General features: G+C 59.2%; 26 protein-coding genes. 19 read left to right on the top strand and 7 right to left on the bottom strand.

The window, feature by feature from the left end:
* Positions 1-63 precede the first annotated feature (63 nt).
* Positions 64-1,014 (bottom strand): 4-hydroxy-3-methylbut-2-enyl diphosphate reductase, encoded by a 951-nt coding sequence (ispH, locus tag C8265_RS14580; protein ID WP_108484754.1) that lies wholly within the window; start codon positions 1,012-1,014, stop codon positions 64-66.
* A 206-nt stretch (positions 1,015-1,220) separates the two neighbouring features.
* Here ispH and C8265_RS14575 point away from each other — a divergent pair, with 206 nt between their 5' ends.
* Positions 1,221-1,625 carry a c-type cytochrome gene (locus C8265_RS14575; RefSeq protein WP_108484832.1) on the top strand — a complete coding sequence of 135 codons (405 nt, stop codon included), beginning with the start codon at positions 1,221-1,223 and terminating at the stop codon, positions 1,623-1,625.
* On the opposite strand, the gene C8265_RS14570 is transcribed toward C8265_RS14575, so the two are convergent.
* Both C8265_RS14570 and C8265_RS14565 read right to left on the bottom strand, forming a co-directional pair.
* Positions 1,622-2,059, bottom strand: coding sequence for a YqaA family protein (locus C8265_RS14570; RefSeq protein ID WP_338065788.1), 438 nt, complete (start codon positions 2,057-2,059; stop codon positions 1,622-1,624). The two genes, C8265_RS14575 and C8265_RS14570, sit on opposite strands and share 4 nt — an antisense overlap.
* 34 nt (positions 2,060-2,093) lie before the next feature.
* Positions 2,094-2,669, bottom strand: coding sequence for a LabA-like NYN domain-containing protein (locus tag C8265_RS14565; RefSeq protein WP_108484753.1), 576 nt, complete (start codon positions 2,667-2,669; stop codon positions 2,094-2,096).
* Positions 2,670-2,766: 97 nt separating this feature from the next.
* Between C8265_RS14565 and folK the strand changes: the two genes are divergently transcribed.
* The 11 genes from folK to recO all read left to right on the top strand — a co-directional run bounded on the left by folK (position 2,767) and on the right by recO (position 11,464).
* A complete protein-coding gene (gene folK / locus C8265_RS14560; RefSeq protein WP_206050343.1) occupies positions 2,767-3,360 on the top strand; it encodes a 2-amino-4-hydroxy-6-hydroxymethyldihydropteridine diphosphokinase in 594 nt (197 codons plus the stop codon).
* 87 nt (positions 3,361-3,447) lie between these two features.
* Positions 3,448-3,804 (top strand): DNA-directed RNA polymerase subunit omega, encoded by a 357-nt coding sequence (rpoZ, locus tag C8265_RS14555; protein WP_108484752.1) that lies wholly within the window; start codon positions 3,448-3,450, stop codon positions 3,802-3,804.
* A gap of 29 nt (positions 3,805-3,833) precedes the next feature.
* Entirely contained in the window at positions 3,834-5,954 is a 2,121-nt protein-coding gene (locus C8265_RS14550) for a RelA/SpoT family protein (protein ID WP_108484829.1), read from the top strand.
* Positions 5,955-6,050: 96 nt separating this feature from the next.
* The gene (locus tag C8265_RS14545) at positions 6,051-6,638 is read left to right on the top strand and encodes a DUF2062 domain-containing protein (protein ID WP_240611097.1); all 588 of its coding nucleotides are present in this window, start codon (positions 6,051-6,053) and stop codon (positions 6,636-6,638) included.
* A 14-nt stretch (positions 6,639-6,652) separates the two neighbouring features.
* The gene (locus C8265_RS14540) at positions 6,653-7,405 is read left to right on the top strand and encodes a pyridoxine 5'-phosphate synthase (protein ID WP_108484751.1); all 753 of its coding nucleotides are present in this window, start codon (positions 6,653-6,655) and stop codon (positions 7,403-7,405) included.
* Between the two features lie 31 nt (positions 7,406-7,436).
* Complete coding sequence (acpS, locus tag C8265_RS14535) at positions 7,437-7,835, top strand: holo-ACP synthase (protein WP_108484750.1); 399 nt, start codon at positions 7,437-7,439, stop codon at positions 7,833-7,835.
* 163 nt (positions 7,836-7,998) lie between these two features.
* Positions 7,999-8,775, top strand: a complete 777-nt coding sequence (gene lepB, locus C8265_RS14530) for a signal peptidase I (protein WP_108484827.1) — start codon at positions 7,999-8,001, stop codon at positions 8,773-8,775.
* The gene (gene rnc, locus C8265_RS14525; RefSeq protein ID WP_108484749.1) at positions 8,772-9,455 is read left to right on the top strand and encodes a ribonuclease III; all 684 of its coding nucleotides are present in this window, start codon (positions 8,772-8,774) and stop codon (positions 9,453-9,455) included. Before lepB ends, rnc begins: the two co-directional genes overlap by 4 nt.
* Positions 9,452-10,360, top strand: coding sequence for a GTPase Era (era, locus tag C8265_RS14520; RefSeq protein WP_108484748.1), 909 nt, complete (start codon positions 9,452-9,454; stop codon positions 10,358-10,360). The genes rnc and era overlap by 4 nt, the downstream gene beginning before the upstream one ends.
* A gap of 52 nt (positions 10,361-10,412) precedes the next feature.
* A complete protein-coding gene (locus C8265_RS14515; protein WP_108484747.1) occupies positions 10,413-10,742 on the top strand; it encodes a DUF1491 family protein in 330 nt (109 codons plus the stop codon).
* Positions 10,739-11,464, top strand: coding sequence for a DNA repair protein RecO (recO, locus tag C8265_RS14510; RefSeq protein WP_108484746.1), 726 nt, complete (start codon positions 10,739-10,741; stop codon positions 11,462-11,464). The genes C8265_RS14515 and recO overlap by 4 nt, the downstream gene beginning before the upstream one ends.
* Here recO and C8265_RS14505 read toward each other — a convergent pair.
* From C8265_RS14505 to C8265_RS14495, 3 genes are all read right to left on the bottom strand, one after another.
* Positions 11,455-11,817 carry an META domain-containing protein gene (locus tag C8265_RS14505; protein WP_108484745.1) on the bottom strand — a complete coding sequence of 121 codons (363 nt, stop codon included), beginning with the start codon at positions 11,815-11,817 and terminating at the stop codon, positions 11,455-11,457. The genes recO and C8265_RS14505 overlap by 10 nt on opposite strands.
* An 85-nt stretch (positions 11,818-11,902) precedes the next feature.
* Positions 11,903-13,591, bottom strand: coding sequence for an acyl-CoA dehydrogenase family protein (locus C8265_RS14500; RefSeq protein WP_108484744.1), 1,689 nt, complete (start codon positions 13,589-13,591; stop codon positions 11,903-11,905).
* 142 nt (positions 13,592-13,733) lie between these two features.
* Complete coding sequence (locus C8265_RS14495; protein ID WP_108484743.1) at positions 13,734-15,332, bottom strand: phosphoenolpyruvate carboxykinase; 1,599 nt, start codon at positions 15,330-15,332, stop codon at positions 13,734-13,736.
* 334 nt (positions 15,333-15,666) lie between these two features.
* On the opposite strand from C8265_RS14495, the gene C8265_RS14490 reads away from it, so the two are divergent.
* The 7 genes from C8265_RS14490 to C8265_RS14460 all read left to right on the top strand — a co-directional run bounded on the left by C8265_RS14490 (position 15,667) and on the right by C8265_RS14460 (position 21,138).
* Positions 15,667-16,368: a response regulator transcription factor gene (locus C8265_RS14490; RefSeq protein ID WP_108484742.1), complete on the top strand. Its 702-nt coding sequence runs from the start codon at positions 15,667-15,669 to the stop codon at positions 16,366-16,368.
* A gap of 3 nt (positions 16,369-16,371) precedes the next feature.
* Complete coding sequence (locus C8265_RS14485; RefSeq protein WP_108484741.1) at positions 16,372-18,078, top strand: sensor histidine kinase; 1,707 nt, start codon at positions 16,372-16,374, stop codon at positions 18,076-18,078.
* A complete protein-coding gene (locus tag C8265_RS14480; RefSeq protein WP_164512341.1) occupies positions 18,075-18,518 on the top strand; it encodes an HPr kinase/phosphorylase in 444 nt (147 codons plus the stop codon). The genes C8265_RS14485 and C8265_RS14480 overlap by 4 nt, the downstream gene beginning before the upstream one ends.
* The gene (rapZ, locus tag C8265_RS14475; RefSeq protein ID WP_108484740.1) at positions 18,511-19,428 is read left to right on the top strand and encodes an RNase adapter RapZ; all 918 of its coding nucleotides are present in this window, start codon (positions 18,511-18,513) and stop codon (positions 19,426-19,428) included. Before C8265_RS14480 ends, rapZ begins: the two co-directional genes overlap by 8 nt.
* A gap of 41 nt (positions 19,429-19,469) precedes the next feature.
* Positions 19,470-19,871: a PTS sugar transporter subunit IIA gene (locus tag C8265_RS14470; RefSeq protein ID WP_108484739.1), complete on the top strand. Its 402-nt coding sequence runs from the start codon at positions 19,470-19,472 to the stop codon at positions 19,869-19,871.
* Positions 19,868-20,146: an HPr family phosphocarrier protein gene (locus C8265_RS14465; RefSeq protein ID WP_108484738.1), complete on the top strand. Its 279-nt coding sequence runs from the start codon at positions 19,868-19,870 to the stop codon at positions 20,144-20,146. The genes C8265_RS14470 and C8265_RS14465 overlap by 4 nt, the downstream gene beginning before the upstream one ends.
* A 116-nt stretch (positions 20,147-20,262) precedes the next feature.
* Complete coding sequence (locus C8265_RS14460) at positions 20,263-21,138, top strand: lysophospholipid acyltransferase family protein (RefSeq protein ID WP_108484737.1); 876 nt, start codon at positions 20,263-20,265, stop codon at positions 21,136-21,138.
* Between the two features lie 44 nt (positions 21,139-21,182).
* Here the strand turns inward: C8265_RS14460 and C8265_RS14455 are convergent, their stop codons facing one another.
* Entirely contained in the window at positions 21,183-21,797 is a 615-nt protein-coding gene (locus tag C8265_RS14455) for a GcrA family cell cycle regulator (RefSeq protein ID WP_108484736.1), read from the bottom strand.
* Positions 21,798-21,910: the final 113 nt, after the last annotated feature.

The raw sequence follows: 21,910 nt of genomic DNA, 5'->3' as shown, positions 1-21,910 counted from the left end.
TGCGGGGGATGCAACCTGCGGCGATGGTGGCCAGCACCGGTTCGGGATCAAAAGCTGTGGCCATCAGGCCGGTTCGCGCAACACGCGCGGCACCTTGAATTCTACGTTCTCGACAGCGGTTTCCACCATTTCCTCGGTCACATCGAACCGGGCGCGAAAGGCGTCGATCACTTCGTTTACCAATACCTCGGGGGCGCTGGCCCCGGCGGTGATGCCGATGCTGGTGATGCCCTCCAGCGCGCGCCAATCAATGTCATCGGCCCGCTGTACCAGTTGCGAATAGGCGCAACCGGCGGTGCGCCCCACCTCGACCAGACGTCGCGAATTGCTGGAATTGGGCGCGCCGATGACCAGCATGGCATCGCATTTGGGCGCCATCGCCTTGACCGCCTCCTGGCGGTTGGTGGTGGCATAACAGATGTCTTCCTTGTGCGGCCCGACAATGGCGGGAAACCGCGCCTTCAGGGCGGCGACGATGCCGATCGTGTCATCCACCGACAGGGTCGTTTGGGTGATGAAGGCCAATTTTTCGGGATCGCGCGGTGTCACATTCGCCACGTCGGCCTCGGTTTCCACCAATAACACCTCGCCTTCGGGCAATTGGCCCATGGTGCCCATGGTTTCGGGGTGGCCCGCGTGGCCGATCATGATCATTTGCAAACCGCGTTCGTGATGGCGCGCTGCCTCGATATGCACTTTGCTGACCAGGGGGCAGGTGGCATCGACATAGACCATCTGCCGCGCTTCGGCCGCCGCGGGCACTGATTTGGGCACACCATGGGCGGAAAAGATCACCGGGCGGTCGGTGGGGCAATCTTCCAATTCCTCGACAAACACGGCACCTTTGGCGCGCAGCCCGTCAACGACAAATTTGTTGTGCACGATTTCATGGCGCACGAACACCGGCGCGCCCCATTTTTCAATCGCCAGTTCGACAATCTTGATCGCCCGGTCCACCCCGGCGCAAAATCCGCGTGGCGCGGCAAGATAAAGGGTAAGGGGCGGTTTGGTCATGGCGATGGTCCTTTTGGCGTAGCACAGAGGTAATCAACCGCGCGCCATGCGTCCAGCCCCCCAAAGGTCGCGTGTTTGTGATTTGGGTTCCCCCTGGGGGAGTCTGGCAAAGTGCCAAAAATCGAAAAGGAGCTCTTGTGAAACCCATCGTGCTGTCCACCTTTGCCCTGCCGGTCGTTGCGGTTGTTGCCATCAGCCTGTGGAGCATGGCCGATTCCGCCCCGCGCGCCGGTCAGATTTTTGCCTATGACGATCCGGATGTTGTGGCCCGGGGCGCCGAACTTTATGCACAAAATTGTGCGTCGTGCCATGGGGCCGCATTGGAAGGCCAGGAAAACTGGCGCACGCGCCTGCCATCGGGGGTATTGCCCGCCCCACCCCATGACCCCACCGGCCACACCTGGCACCATTCCGATGCACACCTGTTTGCCCTCACCAAATACGGCGTCGCGGCACTGGTCGGGCAGGGGTATGAAAGCGATATGATAGGATACGGCGACGTGCTGAGCGATGCAGAAATCGCCGCCACACTGGCCTATATCAAATCAACCTGGCCTGCCGAAATCATCGCAAGGCACAATGAAATGAACGCCGCCAGCGCGGCGGATTAACCGATCCCGGCAATCACGCCCGCGGTCAGGGCCGCCATGACCACATAGCGCGCGGTTTTGGCGAATGCGACCAGCAACAAAAACAACCACCAGGGCGTGCGCATCACCCCCGCAACCAAAGTGATTGCATCGCCCAGGGGTGCCCAGGACAACAACAGCGTCCAGACGCCATATTTCGCATACCACACCTGCGCGCGTTCCAGTTGCGCATGGGTGATGGGAAACCAACGGGTGCCGGTGAACCTGTCAACCTGCCAGCCGATGGCGTAATTTACAAAAGATCCCAAGGTGTTGCCGATGCTGGCCACAAGGATAAGCGCAAACAGCGACGTCTCACCGCCCAGTTGCAATCCGGCGAACAACACCTCGGATGGGAACGGCAAAAATGTGGCCGCCGCAAAGGCCGCCACAAACATTGCGCCCAGCCCGGTCACGCCGGAATGGGTCTTTCAGGGAAACAGCGGCGGGTTATTCGCCTGCCATCTCGTGCAGTTCACGATCCTCTTCGCGGGGGTCGCGCGGTGGGCGGCCAATGACATCTTTCAGCTCGTCCAGCTCGATGAAATTGTCGGCCTGACGGCGCAACTCATCCGATATCATCGGTGGCTGACTGCGCACGGTGGAGACCACGGAAACGCGCACGCCACTGCGTTGCAGGCTTTCGATCAGAGGCCGAAAATCGCCATCGCCGGAAAACAGCACGATATGATCCACCCGTGGGGCCAGTTCCATGGCATCGACGCACAGTTCGATATCCATGTTCCCTTTCACCTTACGGCGGCCCTGACTGTCGGTGTATTCCTTGGCCGGTTTGGTGACCATGTTATACCCGTTGTAGTGCAGCCAATCGACCAGCGGCCGGATCGGCGAGTAATCATCGTTTTCCAGCAGGGCAGTGTAATAGAATGCGCGCAGCAGTTTGCCGCGCCGCATGAATTCCTGGCGCAACAGTTTATAGTCGATATCAAATCCCAACGCTTTCGCGGCGGCGTAAAGATTCGACCCGTCAATGAACAGCGCCAGCCGTTCGTCTTTGTAAAACATGAAATTTATTCCTCATAATCTCCCTGGTCGCTGGTGTCCGTGAGCTGGAACTGATAGCGCGATCCAAGGTTTGAAACTTATTTAGGGTTTTTAAAACGTGGGGCAAGCGTCCAATCCCACCCCGATCGCTGCGCGAGTATTGGTTGCATTGGGGGCAAACACAACCCTGGGAAATCAAACATTGAGCCAAGCGATTGAACAGGCTCTTGTTTTGGTGGATGGCCCGTCGTGCCGGATCATCGCCCAAAGTCGGCTGTTCAAAACTCCGTGTTTTCCGGCCGGGGCGGGGCCCGATTACGTGAACGCGGCAATTGCCGTTGAAACCACCCTGTCGCCTGTTGATCTGATGACGCATCTGCATGGGGTTGAAAACACGCTGGGGCGCAAGCGGGCTCAGCGCTGGGGCAACCGCACGATGGATCTGGATCTGCTCGCCTATGGGGATCGGGTGTTGCCTGATCTGGCGACATTCACCGCCTGGCGCGATTTGCCATTGGAAAAACAGATCAACACAGCGCCGGATGTGCTGATCTCTCCGCATCCGCGCCTGGCCGAACGGGCCTTTGTGCTGATTCCCCTGATGGATATTGCCGCCGATTGGGTGCACCCGGTATCGGGTTTGTCGGTGCGTCAGATGGCGCAGGCCCTGCCAAATGACGATAAACAGCAAGTTATCCCAATTAACCCGTGACATTTACAGTGTTTGGTGGTTGTCAAGCGTTTTGAGGGGGCGTAAGTGTCATCCTTCAGGCTTTCCTGTCCATAAACGGAGATTCCCATGGCCCGCGTGACCGTTGAAGATTGCGTTGATAAAGTTCCCAATCGGTTTGAGCTGGTGTTGTTGGCGGCGCATCGTGCGCGCGAAATCACCGCAGGTGCCCCACTGACCGTGGATCGTGACAACGACAAGAACCCTGTCGTATCCTTGCGCGAAATTGCCGAAGAAACCCAAAAGGCCGATGATCTGCGTGAGCGGATGATCGAATCGCACCAGACCCAGATCGAAGTCGATGAGCCGGAAGAAGATTCCATGGCGCTTCTTATGGGGGGCGGCGCACCAGACAAGCCCGCCGAAGATGACATGAGCGAAGAGAAACTGTTGCGTGCTTTGATGGAAGCACAGGGGCAGCAATAAACCGCGCACAGCGCATGGCGGCGGACCAGATGACCACAGTTGACGACCTTATCGGCCTGGTCCGCGCCTATAACCCCAAGACCAACGCACAGCTTTTGGCCGATGCCTATGCCTATGGCCAGGCGATGCACGAGGGGCAGTATCGCCATTCGGGCGAGCCATATTTCACCCACCCGGTCGCCGTCGCCTCGATTCTGGCTGAAATGCAGTTGGACGATGCCACCATCGTCACCGCATTGCTGCATGACACCATAGAAGACACCAAATCGACCTATGGCGAGGTGGCTGAAAAATTCGGCACCGAGATCGCAGAACTGGTCGATGGTGTGACCAAGCTGACCAATCTGCAGCTGAACAGCACCGAAACCAAACAAGCCGAGAATTTTCGCAAACTGTTCATGGCGATGTCGAAAGACATGCGCGTGATTTTGGTAAAACTGGCTGACCGGCTGCACAACATGCGCACGATCAAATCGATGCGTCCGGCCAAACAGGCCCAGAAAGCCCGCGAAACCATGGATATCTTTGCCGCCCTTGCCGGGCGCATGGGTATGCAATGGATGCGCGACGAACTTGAGGATCTGGCGTTCGAGGTGTTGAACCCGGAAGGGCGCACCAGCATCATCCGCCGGTTTATCAAGCTGCAGCGTGAAACCGGCGATGTGATCCACAAGATCACCGGCGATATCCAGCATGAATTGACCAAGGCGCGGATCAAGGCCCAGGTCCTTGGCCGGGCCAAGAAACCCTATTCCATCTGGCGCAAGATGGAGGAGAAAAAGCTGACGTTTTCGCGGCTTTCCGACATTTACGGATTTCGGGTGATTTGCGAAACCGAAACGGAATGTTACGCCATTCTGGGGGCGATTCACCAGCGATGGCGCGCCGTGCCGACCCGGTTCAAGGATTACATCAGCCAGCCAAAATCCAACGGTTACCGCAGTATCCACACCACGGTATCGGGGCGCGATGGCAAACGTGTCGAGGTACAGATCAGAACCCGGCAAATGCACGAAGTCGCCGAAACCGGCGTGGCCGCCCATTGGTCGTACCGTGATGGCGTTCGGGTGCAAAACCCGTTTGCGGTGGACCCGGTGCAATGGATTGCCACCATGACCGAACGCCTGGACAGCGCCGAGGATCACGAAGATTTCCTCGAAGCGGTCAAGTTGGAAATGTACATCGATCAGGTGTTCTGTTTCACCCCCAAGGGCGATGTGGTGCCGTTGCCGCGTGGGGCGACGCCATTGGATTTCGCCTATGCGATCCACACCAGCATCGGTGATCGGTGTGTCGGGGCCAAGGTGGATGCCATTCGCGTGCCGCTGTGGACGCGTCTGAAAAATGGCCAGTCGGTCGAAATCATGACGGCCCAGGGGCAGCGCCCGCAGGTGACATGGCTGGATATTGCCGCCACGGGGCGTGCGAAAACGGCGATCCGGCGATCCTTGCGTGAAGAAGACCGCGCGCGGTATATCAAGCTGGGTCTTGAATTGGCGCGGGTTGCCTTTGACCACGTTGGCAAACGGGTCAGCGACCGGGCGCTGATCACTGCCGCAAAACGGCTGGATCTGCCCGACAGCGATGCCTTGCTGGCGCGTCTGGGATCGGCCGAGCTGAACGCCCGTCAGGTGGTGCAAACGTTGTACCCCGAACTGGTGATCCAGCCGGGCGGCGAGATCGAGCCAAGTCGCGCCATTGTCGGGCTGTCGCCGGGCCAGAGTTTTGAGCGCGCCGCCTGTTGTCAACCGGTGCCCGGTGAGCGCATCGTCGGCATCACCTATCGCGGCAAGGGCGTGATGATTCACGCGATCGATTGCCCGGCCTTGATTGATTTTGAGGAAGAAACCGACCGCTGGGTCGATCTGACATGGCATTCGGGGCCCCATGCCGCCGTGCATCAGGTCAGCTTTGACATGACGATCAGCAATGACGCCGGGGTGCTGGGGCGGTTATGCACCTTGATTGGAGAGCAGAAGGCCAATATCTCTGACTTGCACTTCAGTGACAGAAAACAGGATTTCTATCGCCTTATCATTGATGTGGAACTGCGTGATGTCGAACATATGCATGCGGTGCGCCTGGCGCTGGAGGCCGACAGCGACGTGGCCACCATTCGCCGCCATCGCGATCTGAACCAGAAACCCTAGGGCCAGAGGAAAATCAAAGCCGTGGTGTTCAAGCGACGCACCCCTCGTTCGTATCTTCAAGCAATTGGAGAGTTCTTCTATCCGCGGGGCGGATGGTTGCGGGCTGGGCAATACGTTGTTCACCGGTTGCGCCGTTTGCCCGATCCGGCGCACAAGATCAGCCGCGGCATTGCCGCAGGTGTTTTTGTCAGCTTCACGCCGCTGTTCGGTTTTCACTTTGTCACTGCCGCCGCCATTGCGTGGATGATGCGGGGCAATATCCTGGCCGCCGTGTTGGGCACCTTTGCGGGCAACCCTTTGACATTTCCGCTGATCGCGACAGCATCGGTGCGATTGGGCAGTTGGATGTTGGGCGAAGCCAGCGCCGAATTGTCACATCCATCGGTTGTGGCGGCGTTTTCCTATGCTTCGTTGGAAATCTGGAGCAATCTCAAGGCGATCTTCACCGCGGACCCGGTGCAATGGCACCGCCTGAGCCAGTTTTTCGACCACGTGTTTCTGCCCTATCTGGTGGGCGGGATTATTCCGGGTGTCATCGCCGGGTTGGCGGCCTATTTTGCGTCACGGCCCCTGATCACGGCCTATCAAAAGTCACGGATCAAGCGGTTGAAACGAAATTTCGAAAAACGGCGCGCCGCGATTGAGGCGGCAAAACTGAAGGTTGAAGAGCCAAGCGTTGGCTGACAGGGGGACTTGAGATGTCAAAATCGGAAAATCGTCTGCGGCTGGGCGTGAATATTGATCATGTGGCCACCGTGCGCAACGCCCGGGGCGGTGTCACGCCTGATCCCGTGCGCGCGGCGCTGTTGGCGCAAAGTGCCGGGGCCGATGGCATCACCGCCCATCTGCGCGAAGACCGCCGCCACATTCGCGATGCCGACATTGAACGGTTGATGGCGGCGCTGAGCATTCCATTGAATTTCGAAATGGCCGCGACCGAGGAAATGCACGCCATCGCCCTGCGCCATGCACCCCATGCCGTATGCATCGTGCCGGAAAAGCGGGAAGAACGGACAACCGAAGGCGGGCTTGAGGTGGTGAAAGACGCCAAACGCCTGACCGCGTTCATCGCGCCCCTGCGCGATGCGGGATGCCGTGTGTCGCTGTTTGTGGCCGCCGACGCAGCCCAGATCGACGCCGCCGCAGAGGTGGGGGCCGAGGTGGTGGAATTGCACACCGGGGCCTATTGCGATTTTCACGAGGCGGGTCAGATCGGCGAACGCGACGCCGAACTTGAACGTTTGCGCGCCATGTCGACCCATGCGCATGGTTTGGGTCTTGAGGTGCATGCCGGGCACGGATTGACCTTTGACAGTGTTCCGCCGATTGCCGCCTTTCCCGAGGTGCGCGAATTGAACATCGGTCATTTCCTGATGGGCGAGGCGATATTCACCGGCCTGCCTGCCGCCATCGCGCAGATGCGCAGCGTCATGGACACCGCGCGCCGGTGATCGATGGGGTGTGGCGCGACGGGTGTCTTGAATGATCCTGGGGATCGGCACTGACCTGGCCAATATTGACCGGATCGCCGGCGTTCTGGAGCGCCACGGCGACCGGTTTCGCAATCGGGTCTTTACAGAAACCGAACAGCGCAAGGCAAAGCGCCGCCCCCACGAACCCGCCACCTATGCCAAACGCTGGGCGGCGAAAGAGGCCTGTTCAAAGGCGCTGGGCACAGGATTGCGCATGGGAATCGCATGGAAAGACATGGCGGTGTCGAACCTGGCCACGGGACAACCGGTGATGGCGGTGACCGGTTGGGCCGCAGAACGCCTGGCCGCAATGACCCCGCCGGGCCACAAGGCCGTGATCCATGTGACCCTGACCGATGACCACCCTTGGGCACAGGCCTTTGTGGTGATCGAGGCGGTGCCTGAATAACGCTTTGCGATCATATTGTTAGCGCAGCGGGGGGCCAGCCCCCCGCACCCCCCGGGATATTTAGGAAACAGAAATGAGGGCGCCGGGCGTTGGGATTGCAATCTTGACACCTCAGGCCCGGACGCCCATGAAGCGCGGGCAGGCAAATACAGGCGGACAGGCAATGGCAGACGCAAAAGATGGCATCATGGAAACCGTCAAGACGGTGGTTTATGCCCTGTTGATTGCGGGATTGTTCCGCACGTTGTTTTTTCAACCCTTCTGGATTCCGTCGGGCAGTATGAAAGACACCCTTTTGGTGGGTGATTTTTTGTTCGTGAATAAAATGGCCTATGGCTATTCGCGCTATTCCTGCCCGTTTGCGATTTGCCCGATTTCGGGGCGTATTTTCGGATCAGAGCCCGAGCGCGGTGATGTGGTGGTATTTCGCCATCCGGTGACGGGCAGCGATTTCATCAAGCGGTTGATCGGGATGCCCGGTGATACTGTGCAGGTTACGGACGGTGTGTTGTTTGTGAATGGCCGCGAGGCGGTGCAAGAGCCGGACGGCACGTTTGTCGAGACGTTCGAGCAGCAAGGCCCGGTTGGCAATTTGCCCCAGTGTGAAAATGCCGGGGTGGGGATTGGCGCGGACTGTATCAAGAGTAAATTCAAAGAGACCCTGCCCGATGGTCCGACCCATTCGATTTTGAACATCCGCGAATCGCGGCTGGACAATACCCCGGTTTATACGGTTCCGGCGGGCGAGTATTTCTTCATGGGCGACAATCGCGACAACTCGACCGATAGCCGGGTCAGCCAGAATGCCATGGGCGTGGGGTTTGTGCCCTATGCCAATTTGATCGGCCGGGCGGATCGGGTTATGTTTTCGTCGGCAGGCAAATCCATGTTATTCTTTTGGACCTGGCGCAGTGATCGGTTTTTCAAGGCGATTGAGTGAAGCTTTCAGCGGATATTACAGCGTTTTGCGCGCGGTTGGGGTACAGGTTTCAGACGCCTGAACATTTGTTGCATGCGGTGACCCATGCATCGATTTCATCGGCCACGCGGCCCGACAATCAGCGGTTGGAGTTTTTAGGTGACCGGGTTCTGGGCCTGGTCATGGCCGAGGCATTGTTGCGCGCCGACCCGGCCGCCGCCGAGGGACAATTGGCACCACGTTTCAATGCCCTGGTGCGCAAGGAAGCCTGCGCCGCTGTGGCGCGTGAGATCGATATCGGGGCGGTGCTGAAACTGGGCCGGTCCGAAATGATTTCGGGTGGGCGGCGCAAAGAAGCTTTGTTGGGCGATGCGATGGAGGCGGTGATTGCCGCAGTCTATCTGGACGGTGGGTTTGACGCGGCGCAGGATGTGATCTTGCGCCTGTGGGCCACCCGGATCGACACGGTCGAGACCGACGCGCGCGACCCAAAAACCAGCCTGCAAGAATGGGCGCAAGCGCGCAAATTATCCCCGCCCAAATACATCGAACTGCGCCGCGATGGCCCCGATCACGCGCCGGTTTTCACCATTGAGGCGCGCCTGGCCACGGGCGAGGCCGAAATTGCCCAAGCCACCAGCAAACGCGCCGCCGAACAGGCCGCGGCCAGTGCGCTTCTTTCCCGGATGGAACAGATATGACCGACACACGCGCAGGGTTTGTGGCCCTGATTGGCGAACCGAACGCAGGCAAATCCACGCTGTTGAACCGTATGGTGGGGGCGAAAATTTCAATCGTCACCCATAAGGTGCAAACCACCCGTGCGCGGATTCGCGGTGTGGCCATGGAGGGCGCGGCGCAGATTGTGTTTGTGGACACGCCGGGCCTGTTTCGCCCGCGCCGCCGGTTGGACCGCGCCATGGTCAAGGCCGCCTGGGGCGGGGCCGGGGATGCCGATATCGTGGTTCTGATGATCGAGGCGCACCGGGGTCTGACCGAAGGCGTTCAGGCGATTTTGGAAAACCTGGGCGAACATACCGCCGGGCGCAAGGTGGTTCTGGCGATCAACAAGATCGACCGTGTCGAGGCACCGGTTCTGTTGGCGCTGACCCAGAAAATGAACGATGCCTTTCCGTTTGCCGAAACCTTCATGATTTCGGCGGAAAAGGGGTTTGGCGTTGAGGATTTGCGCAAGTGGTTGGCGGGGGAATTGCCTGTTGGCCCGTGGTTGTACCCGGAAGATCAGATTGCCGATCTGCCGATGCGGATGATCGCCGCCGAGATGACCCGCGAAAAGCTGACCCTGCGGTTGCATCAGGAATTGCCCTATGAGCTGACGGTCGAGACCGAAAGCTGGGAAGAAAAGAAAGACGGATCGGCCCGGATCGAACAGTTGATTTATGTTCAGCGCGATGGGCACAAGGGCATCATTCTGGGCAAGAAGGGCGAAACGATCAAAGCTGTGTCACAGGCGGCACGGGCCGAGCTGGAGGCATTTCTGGGCCGCAAGGTGCATCTGTTCTTACAGGTCAAGGTTCGGCCCGGTTGGTTGGATGAGGCGGCGCGGTATTCCGAAATCGGGCTTGATTTCAAAGATGGCGATTGATGCCAGTCCGCCGGGGTGTTCTGTAGGGCATTGAGCGGCAGGAAAGGGCAACATGCGGCTGACGGCGCGGTTTTGGGTGGATGCATATCTGGCGCGGCTGCGGCTGGCTGATATTCCGGCCTTTGTGGTGGCCCATGGCGATGACACGGCGGGCGCGGTTTTGGTAAAGCTGAACACGTTGGATGGTCAGGCCCAGGCGTTTCAGCGCCAGTTCGATTTTATGACCGACACGCGCAGTTGGGTGGTGTTGGCCCAAGGAGATGAACGCGACGTGGACGCCAGTATCGCCAAACAGCGCAGCTTTGACGGCGATCTTTGGGTGATCGAGGTTGAGGACCGCGCCGGGCGGCATTTGTTGGATGAACCCGGCTTTTCCGAATGATTGATTGGCGCGATCAGGGGGTGCTGCTGAGCGTGCTGCGCCACGGCGAAACCTCTGCAATTATCAATGTGTTCACGCCCGCCCATGGCCGCCATGCCGGTGTGGTGCGCGGCGGGGCAGGGCGGAAGATGGCGCCGATCCTGCAACCCGGTGCGCAGCTTGACCTGACCTGGCGCGCCCGGCTTGAAGATCATCTGGGCGCGTTCACTGTGGAACCATTGGCCAGCCGTGCGGCGCTTATGGCTGATCGTCTGCCTTTGGCGGGGCTGAATGCAATCACCGGCCTGTTGGCGTTTTGCCTGCCTGAACGCGAGCCGGTGCCACAGCTTTACGCCCATTCCATCGCCTTGCTTGATGCGCTGGGCGATAACGATGATTGGCCGCTGGAGTATTTGCGCTGGGAACAGGCGCTGCTTGAACAAACCGGTTTTGCGCTGGATCTGACGTCTTGCGCGGTGACGGGGGGGTATGACGATCTGGCCTATGTGTCGCCACGTACCGGCCGCGCGGTCAGCCGTCAGGGGGCGGGCGAATGGGCCGATCGGTTGTTGCCATTGCCCCTGTGCATGTTGGGCCAGGGCACGGCATCGGCGGATGAGTTGCAACAGGGGCTGCGCACCACCGGGCATTTTTTGCACCACCACTTGGCGCCGTCCTTGGGCAATCGCCCGTTACCGGCGGCGCGGCAGCGGTTGATTGATCTGTTTGCCCGTCATTTCTGAGCGCGAAACACCATTTCGCGGTTTGACCCATCGCTGAGGATCACGACATTGCCTGTCGCCTCAACCCGGCTCATGGCGCGCAGGGCGTCGAAATATTGATCTTCCAACGCTTGATCAGGGCAAAACCGTTTTGTGGACAGGATATTTTCGATGTTTACCGCCGGGTGCGTTGCGGTTTGCGCGGCTGACCAGCGGTTGCAGGGCGCTTCGCCCAACACCTTGCCCGCGCCGGGAAAGGTTATGGTTGCGCGGGCGGCAAAGGGGCTGCCTGAGATGGATTCCAGGGCAAATTCCGTGGTGGGGTCAACGAACCCCGACACCGTTTCATCGCCCGCACATCCGGCAAGCGCCATCAAGATCAAAAGTTTTTTAATACCCCGACATGCCAAGCGCGGCCTTGAATGACAAGACCGCGCTTGGGGTTGTTTTGGAAATTCCTTAGCCCAGCAAACGGCGCGCGATCACCTGGGCCTGAATTTCTGCGGCGCCTTCAAAAATGTTCAGGATCCGCGCGTCACACAGAATCCGCGAAATGCTGTATTCCAAGGCAAATCCATTGCCGCCATGCACCTGCAGCCCGTTATCGGCACAGGCCCAAGCGATGCGCGCGCCGAGAAGTTTGGCCATGCCCGCCTCAAGATCACAGCGTTTGCCTTCGTCTTTTTGGTGGGCGCTGAAATAGGTCAGCTGCCGGGCGATCATGATTTCAACCGCCATCATCGCCAATTTCCCCGACACACGGGGAAATTCGATCAGGGATTTGCCGAACTGTTTGCGGTCTTGCGCGTATTTCATCGACACATCCAGCGCCGATTGGGCCACACCAATGGCGCGCGCGGCGGTTTGGATGCGGGCGGATTCAAAGGTTTCCATCAACTGTTTGAATCCCTTGCCGGTTTCGCCACCCAACAGGTTTTCACCCGAAACGGCAAAGCCATCAAAGGCCAGTTCATATTCCTTCATCCCGCGGTATCCCAACACCTCAATCTCGCCGCCGGTCATGCCGGGGGTGGGAAAGGGGGCGTCATCGGTGCCGGGGGTTTTTTCGGCCAGAAACATCGACAGACCTTTGTAATCGGTCGTGTCGGGGTCGGTGCGGGCCAGCAGGGTCATCACATTGGTGCGCGCGGCATGGGTGATCCAGGTCTTGTTGCCGGTCACTTTCCAATCGTCGCCATCTTTCACGGCGCGGGTGCGCAATGCGCCCAAATCCGATCCGGTGTTGGGTTCGGTAAACACCGCCGTGGGCAGGATTTCGGCACTGGCCAGACCGGGCAGCCATTTTTCCTTTTGCGCGTCGGTGCCGCCACACAGGATCAGTTCTGCGGCGATTTCGCTGCGCGTGCCCAAAGACCCGACGCCGATATACCCGCGCGACAATTCCTCGCTGACCACACACATGCTGGCCTTGGACAGGCCGAACCCGCCGTATTCTTCGGGGATGGTCAAGCCAAAAACCCCCATTTCGGCCATTTCGGTGATGATCTCCATTGGGATCAATTCATCGTTCAGGTGCCAGCCGTGGGCGTGGGGTTCAACCTTATCCACCGAAAAGCGGCGGAATTGTTCGCGGATCATCTCCAATTCGTCATCCAGGCCGGTTGCCCCAACGGTGATCTCGGCGCTGCGCTCCTGCATCAGGTCAACCAACCGGGTGCGGGCGGCTTGGGTGTTGCCGTGTTGGGTCAGGGTCATCACCGCCGGGATCATCAGCGCGCGCTGATCGTCCTGTGACAGGCCCACATCCTGAGGGCGCAGGATTTCGCCCTGTGACATGGGCAGGCCGCCGTAAAGCTGCCACAGGTATTCACCAAAGGCGATTTGATGCAGCAATTGTTCGACTTCGCCAAACTTGCCTTCGGCCTGCAACCGTTCGGCCCAACCCTGCATCTGGCGCAACGCCTCACCATAGGTGGCAAGCCAGGCCAGACCATGCGCCGCGACCTGATGCTCTTCGATCTTGGCGTTCGACACCCGGCCCGCAACGGTGACCATGGCGCGCAATGTGTCGGTTGCGCGACTGATCAGGGTATCGACCGCGCCTGTGGCCTGGCCGGTAAGGCCCAGAAGATCGGTCAGGATCGGGGTGGCGGTGGCTCTGCTCAGGTCTTGTCCATCAGCGGGCATGGGGAACTCCGGGTTTATTCTGCGGTTGCAGCATGACCTAGCGCGGCGATGGCGACTGCGCAACAAGATTTCTTTTCAGAGATGTATTTTGAACGAAAATGACGCAGGGTGGGGCGCATCCAATGACACGCCCCATTTTCATTTAGCCAATCGCGACAGCGCGCACGTCGTCATCGATGTGATCGGCATATTGGGCAAAGTTTTCCGAGAACATCTTGACCAATTTGGCGGCTTGCCGGTCATAGCTGTCGGGCTTGTCCCAGGTGCGGCGCGGATCAAGCAGGATGTCGGGCACACCGGCCACACTTGTCGGAACCTCAAAGCCGAAATTCTTGTCTTTGCGGAACGGGGCCTTTTCCAGGCTGCCATCCAGGGCGGCGGTCAACAAGGCGCGGGTTGCCTTGATCGGCATCCGCGACCCGGTGCCATAGGCGCCGCCGGTCCAACCGGTATTGACCAACCAACAGGTGGCGCCGTGTTTGGCGATCTTGCCTTTCAGCAACTCGCCATACACTTCGGGGCGGCGCGGCATGAACGGCGCGCCGAAACAGGTGCTGAATGTGGGCTCGGGTTCTGTCACACCGCGCTCTGTGCCGGCCACTTTTGAGGTGAAACCAGACAGAAAATGATACATCGCCTGCGCCGGGGTGAGGCGGGCAATCGGGGGCAACACGCCAAAGGCATCGCAGGTCAGCATGATGATGTTCTTGGGGTGCCCGCCCAAGGCGGTTTCCGATGCGTTAGAGATATAGTGCAGCGGATAGGCACAGCGCATGTTGGCGGTCAGGCTGTCGTCTTTGAAATCAAGCTCTTTGGTTTCGGGATCGTACACCATGTTTTCGATGACGGTTGCGAATTTTTCGGTTGTGGCGAAAATCTCGGGCTCGGCTTCGCGCGACAGATTGATGGTTTTGGCGTAGCATCCGCCTTCGAAATTGAACGTGCCGCGGTCGGACCAGCCGTGTTCATCATCACCGATCAGAATGCGCGCCGGATCCGCCGACAGGGTGGTTTTGCCGGTGCCCGACAGGCCAAAGAAAACAGCCGTATCCACCGGATTGCCCGGCGCATGGTTGGCGCTGCAATGCATCGGCATGATGCCTTTTTCAGGCAACAGGTAATTCAACAGGGTAAAGACCGATTTCTTGTTTTCACCCGCATACTCGGTGCCACCGATGATGATGATCTTGCGATCAAAGTTCAGCGCGATCACCGTGCCCGACCGGCAGCCGTGTTTTTCGGGATCAGCGGTGAAGCTGGGGCAGTTGATGACGGTGAAATCGGGGGCAAATTCATCCAGTTGATCACGCTCGGGGCGGCGCAGCAGGGTGCGAATGAACAGCGAATGCCAGGCCAGTTCGGTAATGACGCGCACATCCAGTTGATAGGCCGGATCGGCACCGCCAAACAGATCCTGAACGAAATAATCGCGCCCCTTCATATGCTCCAGCACGTCGTCATACAGGCGGTCAAACGCATCGGGGGCCATTTCTGCGTTATTGTCCCACCAGATGGTGTCTTCTGTGCTGGGGCTGCGCACCACATGTTTGTCGTTCGGGGACCGGCCGGTAAATTTGCCCGTGGTCACCAGAAATGCGCCGCCACGGCCCAGTTCACCTTCGTTGCGCTTAATGGCCTGGGTAATCAGATCAGGCTCGGACAAGTTGTAATAGACGTTGCCCAATCCATTTATGCCTTGCGTTTCAAGTGTTTTGGCTGGGTTCACCCGTCCTGTACTCATCTTTTTCGCTCCTGCTATGCCCGGATTGGGGCGGTCACGGCGCCCTGGCGACGCCGCGTGATTTGGTCAAAACACCTGAAATCAAACCATGCAACAGTTTAGCGCAACCAATTTCAGGTTTAGCGCAACCATGGGGTGAGGCCGGTTATCCACAGGGCGAGAGGCGGCAGAAATTCGCTAAAAGTGAGACAATTTAGTCATTGGTAAGGACTTTATGGCTGAATTGTGACGCCGATACTGGCCTGATTCGCAGTTAATTGTTGATTCCGTGGGACCGTGACGTGAATATACCTCAAAAGAAGAAAACAATAATCGAGCAGCACAAGGAAAACCTATGTCTAGGATTGCATTGGTGGACGACGACAGGAACATCCTGACGTCCGTGTCCATGACTCTTGAGGCCGAAGGTTTCGAAGTTGAAACCTATAACGATGGGCAGGCCGCGCTGGATGCTTTCAACAAGCGTCTGCCGGATATGGCGGTGTTCGATATCAAAATGCCCCGCATGGATGGCATGGATCTGTTGCAGCGGGTGCGCCAGAAATCGGCGATGCCGGTGATTTTTCTCACCTCCAAGGATGATGAGATCGACGAAGTGCTTGGCCTGCGGATGGGCGCCGACGACTATGTGAAAAAGCCGTTTTCCCAACGGCTTCTGGTAGAGCGGATTCGCGCGCTGTTGCGCCGCCAGGAGGTGATTTCAGGTGACGAAGTAACCGAGGCCGAGGCAAGCCAGGTCATGCAGCGCGGCGATTTGTCGATGGACCCGCTGCGCCATGCGGTGGTGTGGAAAGGGCGCGATGTTTCGCTGACCGTGACCGAATTCCTGCTGCTTCAGGCATTGGCACAACGGCCCGGTTTCGTAAAATCGCGCGATCAGTTGATGGATGTGGCCTATGACGATCAGGTGTATGTCGATGACCGCACAATCGACAGCCATATCAAGCGTTTGCGCAAGAAAATGCGCACAGCCGACAATGAGTTTTCGGCAATCGAGACGCTGTATGGCATCGGCTACCGCTATAACGAAGAGTAAACGATGACGATGGCGTCAGGGATTGAGGTGGGCAAAACACGCAACGCCAAAAAGCGCGGGGTGGTTCTGGGCGAAGACTGGACCAACCCGGGCACGGTTGTCGAGGCCGAGCTGCGCGAGCGGCGCCAAAAGCGCGGGCTGATTTCGATCAACCGGTCGCCGCTGGCCCGCAAGATCATCACGTTCAACCTGCTTGCCATTCTGGTGTTGGTGGCCGGGGTTCTGTATCTGAACCCGTTCCGGGACAGTCTTGTGGTGCAGCGCGAAGCGGCGTTGGTGACCGAGGCCGGATTGGTCGCACAGGTATTTGCCGCCAAGCTCGACACGCCCGACCCGGCCAATGCGGCGGCGGTGCTGGGTGATTTGCAGTTCTCAAGCAGCAATGAGATTTTCGTTTACGATCAGGGCGGCGATCTGGTGGCCTCAACCGTTGGTATGGTGCGCAATGCGCCCGAAAACGTGCCCGGGCTGAACCCCGAGGGTGGCAACACCATGATCACCAACTTTCTCAACACCCTGTGGGACGGCATGTCGGCGATTTTCGCCGCAGGAAAAACAGAAATCCCGCCAAAGGATTTTGAATCTCAGGCGCGCGCTTTGGTCGAGCGTACCCTTGCGGGCAGCACCCAGGTGAACACCGGCGTCGATGCCAATGGCGGCGCGGTGTTTGCTGTTTCCAGCCCCATTCGCCAAGGCGGTGCCGTGATCGGCGCCGTGGCCATCACCAGTGCGGCGGGCGAGATTGATCGCCTGGTGCGCGAAGAGCGTGAACAGGTTTTGCAGATGTTCGTGATCGCAATTCTGGTGTCGATTGGCCTGTCACTGGTTCTGGCGTCGACCATTGCCAACCCGTTGTCCGATCTGGCGGCGGCGGCGGAAATCGGGCGTGATCGCAATTCGAAAACCGTAAAGCCCAGCCGCGTGCGGATTCCCGACCTGACCGCGCGACCCGATGAGATTGGCCGATTGTCCGGCGCGCTGCGCGGCATGGTTGCCGCCCTGTATGATCGCATTGATGCAAACGAACAATTCGCCGCCGATGTCGCCCATGAAATCAAGAATCCGCTCGCCTCGCTGCGCTCTGCCGTGGGCAGCCTGCGGTTTGTGAAAAAGGATGAGCAGCGTGAGCGCCTGTTGGATGTGATCGACCACGACGTGCGGCGTCTGGACCGGCTGGTCAGTGATATTTCCAATGCCTCGCGCCTCGACAGTGAGTTGGTCAAAGAAGAGGAAGAGAGCTTTGATCTGCTCAACATGCTGGGCAATCTGACCGAATATCTGGGCGAAGATGCCAAAGGCAAAGGCGTTGAATTCATTTCCGATTTGCCGTCCGATCCGATCATCATCGACGGATTGGAAAGCCGTCTGGCGCAGGTGTTCGTCAACCTGATTTCCAACGCGGTGTCATTTTGCGAAGACGGCGATGCCATCCGCGTCTGGGCGCGCAAACGTGAAAACCGCGTTCTGGTGGTGGTCGAAGACACAGGGCCCGGCATCCCGGATTCCGCTTTGGCCAAGGTGTTCAACCGGTTCTATTCTGAACGTCCCGAGGGGCAGTTTGGCAACAACTCGGGCCTGGGTCTGGCCATTTCGAAACAGATCGTCGAGGCCCATGGCGGCGTGATCTGGGCCGAAAACATCCGCCCGACCGATGCCGATATCACGTCTGATCCGTTGGGCGCGCGGTTCGTGGTGGGCCTGCCGGTGTGACGCCCGCAGCGGCGCGCCCCCGCATCCTTCATGCCAGTGCGGTGGGGTTTGCGGGGCGTGGCGTTTTGATAACCGGAGACAGCGGCAGTGGAAAATCGGCACTGGCGTTGAACCTGATGGCCTTGGGGGCTGGTCTGATCGCCGATGATCAGACCGAGATTTTCGTGCAGAACGGGACGTTGATCGCCCGTGCGCCCGCCACATTGCCCGCAATGATCGAGGCGCGCGGTATTGGTTTGCTGCCCACTGTGCTGGTGTCGCCAATGCCGATCCTGTTGGTTGTTGATATGACCCTTGCACCGGCATCGCGGATGCCCCCATCGCGGTATATCACGCTGTGTGGGGTTGAATGCCCCGTATGGGCCGGTCAGGTCGGGCCCCATCTTGCGGCAAGCCTTTTCCAAACGCTGAAAACTGGTTATGTACCCCATCATGACTGATCCGAATTTTCCAATCCCCCCCGACAGCGCCGCCCGGCTGGTTCTGGTTACCGGGCCGGCCGGTGCGGGCCGGTCGACGGCGATCAATGTGCTTGAGGATATGGGGTTTGAGGCGATTGACAATCTGCCCTTGTCCCTGTTGCCGCGGCTGTTGGAGGGGGGCGCGCTGACCCGGCCCCTGGCCTTGGGGCTGGATGCGCGCAACCGTGATTTTTCAACCTTGGGTTTGATGGCTGTGATCAATCAGATACAAACCATCCCGGGCCTGCGCACCGATGTTCTGTATCTCGATGCCAGCGCCGAAGTGTTGCAGCGGCGCTATTCCGAAACCCGCCGCCGCCATCCCTTGGCCCCCGCCCAAACCCCCGAACAGGGCATCGCGCGCGAGGCGGATCTGTTGGCGCCGATCCGCGAGGCGGCGGATATCCTGATCGATACTTCGGAACTGACGCCCCATGATCTGCGCGCTGAACTGGCAGAATGGTTCGCCGCCAAAGGCAGCAGCAAATTGGCGGTTTCGGTGCAATCGTTCAGTTACAAACGCGGCCTGCCACAGGGCGTTGATATGGTGTTTGACGTGCGATTTTTGCAAAACCCGTATTGGAAGCCCGAGTTGCGGCCGTTGAACGGGACAAACCCCGATGTGGCCGCCTATGTGCAAAAGGATCAGCGGTATCAAGACGTGTTTGAACGCACGCGCGATCTGTTGCTGGCGCTTTTGCCGGCCTATGCGGATGAGGGTAAAACCCATCTTGCCATCGCGTTTGGCTGTACCGGCGGGCAGCATCGGTCGGTTGCCGTGGCGGAGCATATGACAAAAGCGCTTGCAGAAGCGGGATGGCAAGTGTCAACTCGCCACCGAGAGATGGAGCGGCGCACAGCCTTGCTGGGCACGGGGCAAGGGGCGTAACTTTGCCGATTTTGGCATGAGCGTGGATAGGGTGATGGGGCGTGATCGGGATTGTGATCGTGGCACATGGGGGATTGGCGGTAGAGTTCAAGGCCGCTGTGGAACATGTGGTCGGCAAACAGGCCGGTCTGATTGCCATTTCCATCGGCCCCAACGATGACCGTGCCGCCAAACAGGCCGAAATTTCTGCCGCTGCCAATCTTGTGGATGTGGGCGATGGTGTGGTGGTGGTGACAGATATGTTTGGTGGTTCGCCCTCAAACCTGTCATTGCAGGCCAGTGCGCCGCCTGATCGCAAGATTGCCTATGGTGTGAACCTGCCGATGTTGATCAAACTGGTGAAATCGCGCCAATTACCAATGCCCGATGCGGTGCGTATGGCCCTGGCCGCAGGGCGCAAATATATTGATGCCTTCGATGGCCCGAAGGAGGAGTCTGAATGACAGCCCCAATCACCCGCAAGCTGAAGATCGTCAACGAAAAGGGGCTGCATGCCCGCGCCTCGGCCCGTCTGGTTGAGGTGGTGGAACAGCACGATGCACGCGCTGCCGTCTCCAAGGACGGGCTGAGCGCCGCTGGCGACAGCATCATGGGGCTTTTGATGTTGGCAGCCTCAAAAGGAACCTTTATTGAGGTTCAGACCAGCGGACCAGAGGCAGAGGCCCTGGCCGACGCGATTGAAACACTGGTGGCTGACCGTTTTGGCGAGGATATGTAGCGCCAAAAGGCTAGCCCGGAAAGGCGAGGCGCGTGGTACATACGCCCACCGACACAGGCCCGCTAACCGGGCCGCACGGGGCCGATTCCCCAAAACCCGCCCCTGACGATCCTGGCATGGTTGACCCAACCCGCCCCCTGATGGGGCAGGGCGACGGCAGCAATCTGTCTGATCAACCCTATGATCGGCGGCGGTTGTCCTATGCCGGAACGTTCACCAATCCCTGGCAATCCTTTGCCATTCAAACAATGGAACTGCTGACGGGCAAAATCCGTCTGTTGCGCCTGATCCGCCGGTTTGAATCCATGGGCGTACCCCACGGTCAGGGGTTCTGGGCGCAGGCGTTGGGTGTCATGGGCATTTCCCTGACCACACCGGCCGAAGAAATCGCGCGCATTCCCGCCAGCGGTCCGTTGATCATCACTGCAAATCACCCCCATGGGTTGGTCGATGGCATGGTTCTGGCTGAATTGGTCGGGCACGTGCGCCGGGATTACAAGATCCTCACCCGATCCTTATTGACCGGGGTGGGGGAGATCGAACAATTCATGATCCCGGTTCCGTTCCCCCATGAACACGACGCGTTGCAACAAAACCTGTCGATGCGCAAACGGGCCATGGCCCATCTGGCACAGGGCGGTGTGATCATCCTGTTTCCGTCCGGCGTCGTGGCATCGTCACAAACCCTGACCGGCCCGGCCATCGAGGCAGAGTGGAACCCGTTCACCGCCAAGATGATCACCCGGTCCGGCGCGACAGTGGTTCCGATCTATTTTCCCGGTCAGAATTCACGCTGGTATCAAATGGCCAACCGAATTTCCGCAACACTGCGTCAAGGGCTGTTGTTGCACGAAGTGGTTCATGCCCTGAACACGCCGCAAAAGCCGCGTGTCGGTGATCCGATTTCGCCAGAAGAATGGCGCCAACAATCACACAGCGCCCGGGGTTTCATGGCCTGGCTGCGCGAACAAACGCTGTCTTTGGGCAAATAGCCCTGCGCCGGGGGCAATGCCCCCGCTACAGGTGCCGATACTGATTACCGGCGGCGGTCGCGCCGCGCGCTCATCGGTTGAAAGGCAACGCCGACATGGGCCTCGCAATAGGGTTTGCCGGTTTGTGTGGCCAGACCGCAGAACCAGAAATCATCGGTCGCCGGGTCGCCCACGGGCCATTTGCAGGTACGCTCGGTCAATTCCATCAGGCTGATTTTCTTGCTGGTCTTTTCCACTTCGCGCACACTGGCCAAGGCCTCGGGCGAAATTTCATTGGCGCTGGGTTGTGGCGGCAAGGGCTGACCGGCGGGAATGATGGTTTTGCGAAACGGCGTCACTGTTGCCACGGCGGTTGCGGGGGCCGGGGTTGGTTCGGGTGTCTCAACCTTTGGTTCGGGGGGCGGTGGCGGTGCGGCGGCGGCCGGTTCTTCTGCCGGTGTTTCGGGCTTTGGCGCTGGGGCGGGCGCGGCGGCTTCTGCCGGGGCCTCGGGTTTGGCGGCGGCGGGCGCTGCGGCACGGTTCGACAGGCCCAGGCGGTGCACCTTGCCGATCACGGCGTTGCGGGTCACACCGCCCAGTTCCTTGGCGATCTGGCTGGCGGATTGTCCTTCGCCCCACATCTTTTTCAGCGTCTCAACGCGCTCATCGGTCCATGACATGGGCGGCTCCTTAGCGGCAGGGGTGACGGGCGCCAATAGCGGCCCCATGGCCGCCGCGCCCAAAGATCGGGTTGTCCCTATTTTAATCACCCCAGCGCCGGATACAAGAGTTT

The sequence above is a fragment of the Oceaniglobus ichthyenteri genome (assembly GCF_003057885.1).
Lineage (GTDB): Bacteria > Pseudomonadota > Alphaproteobacteria > Rhodobacterales > Rhodobacteraceae > Oceaniglobus > Oceaniglobus ichthyenteri.
This window is presented reverse-complemented; position numbering and strand designations above follow the sequence as displayed.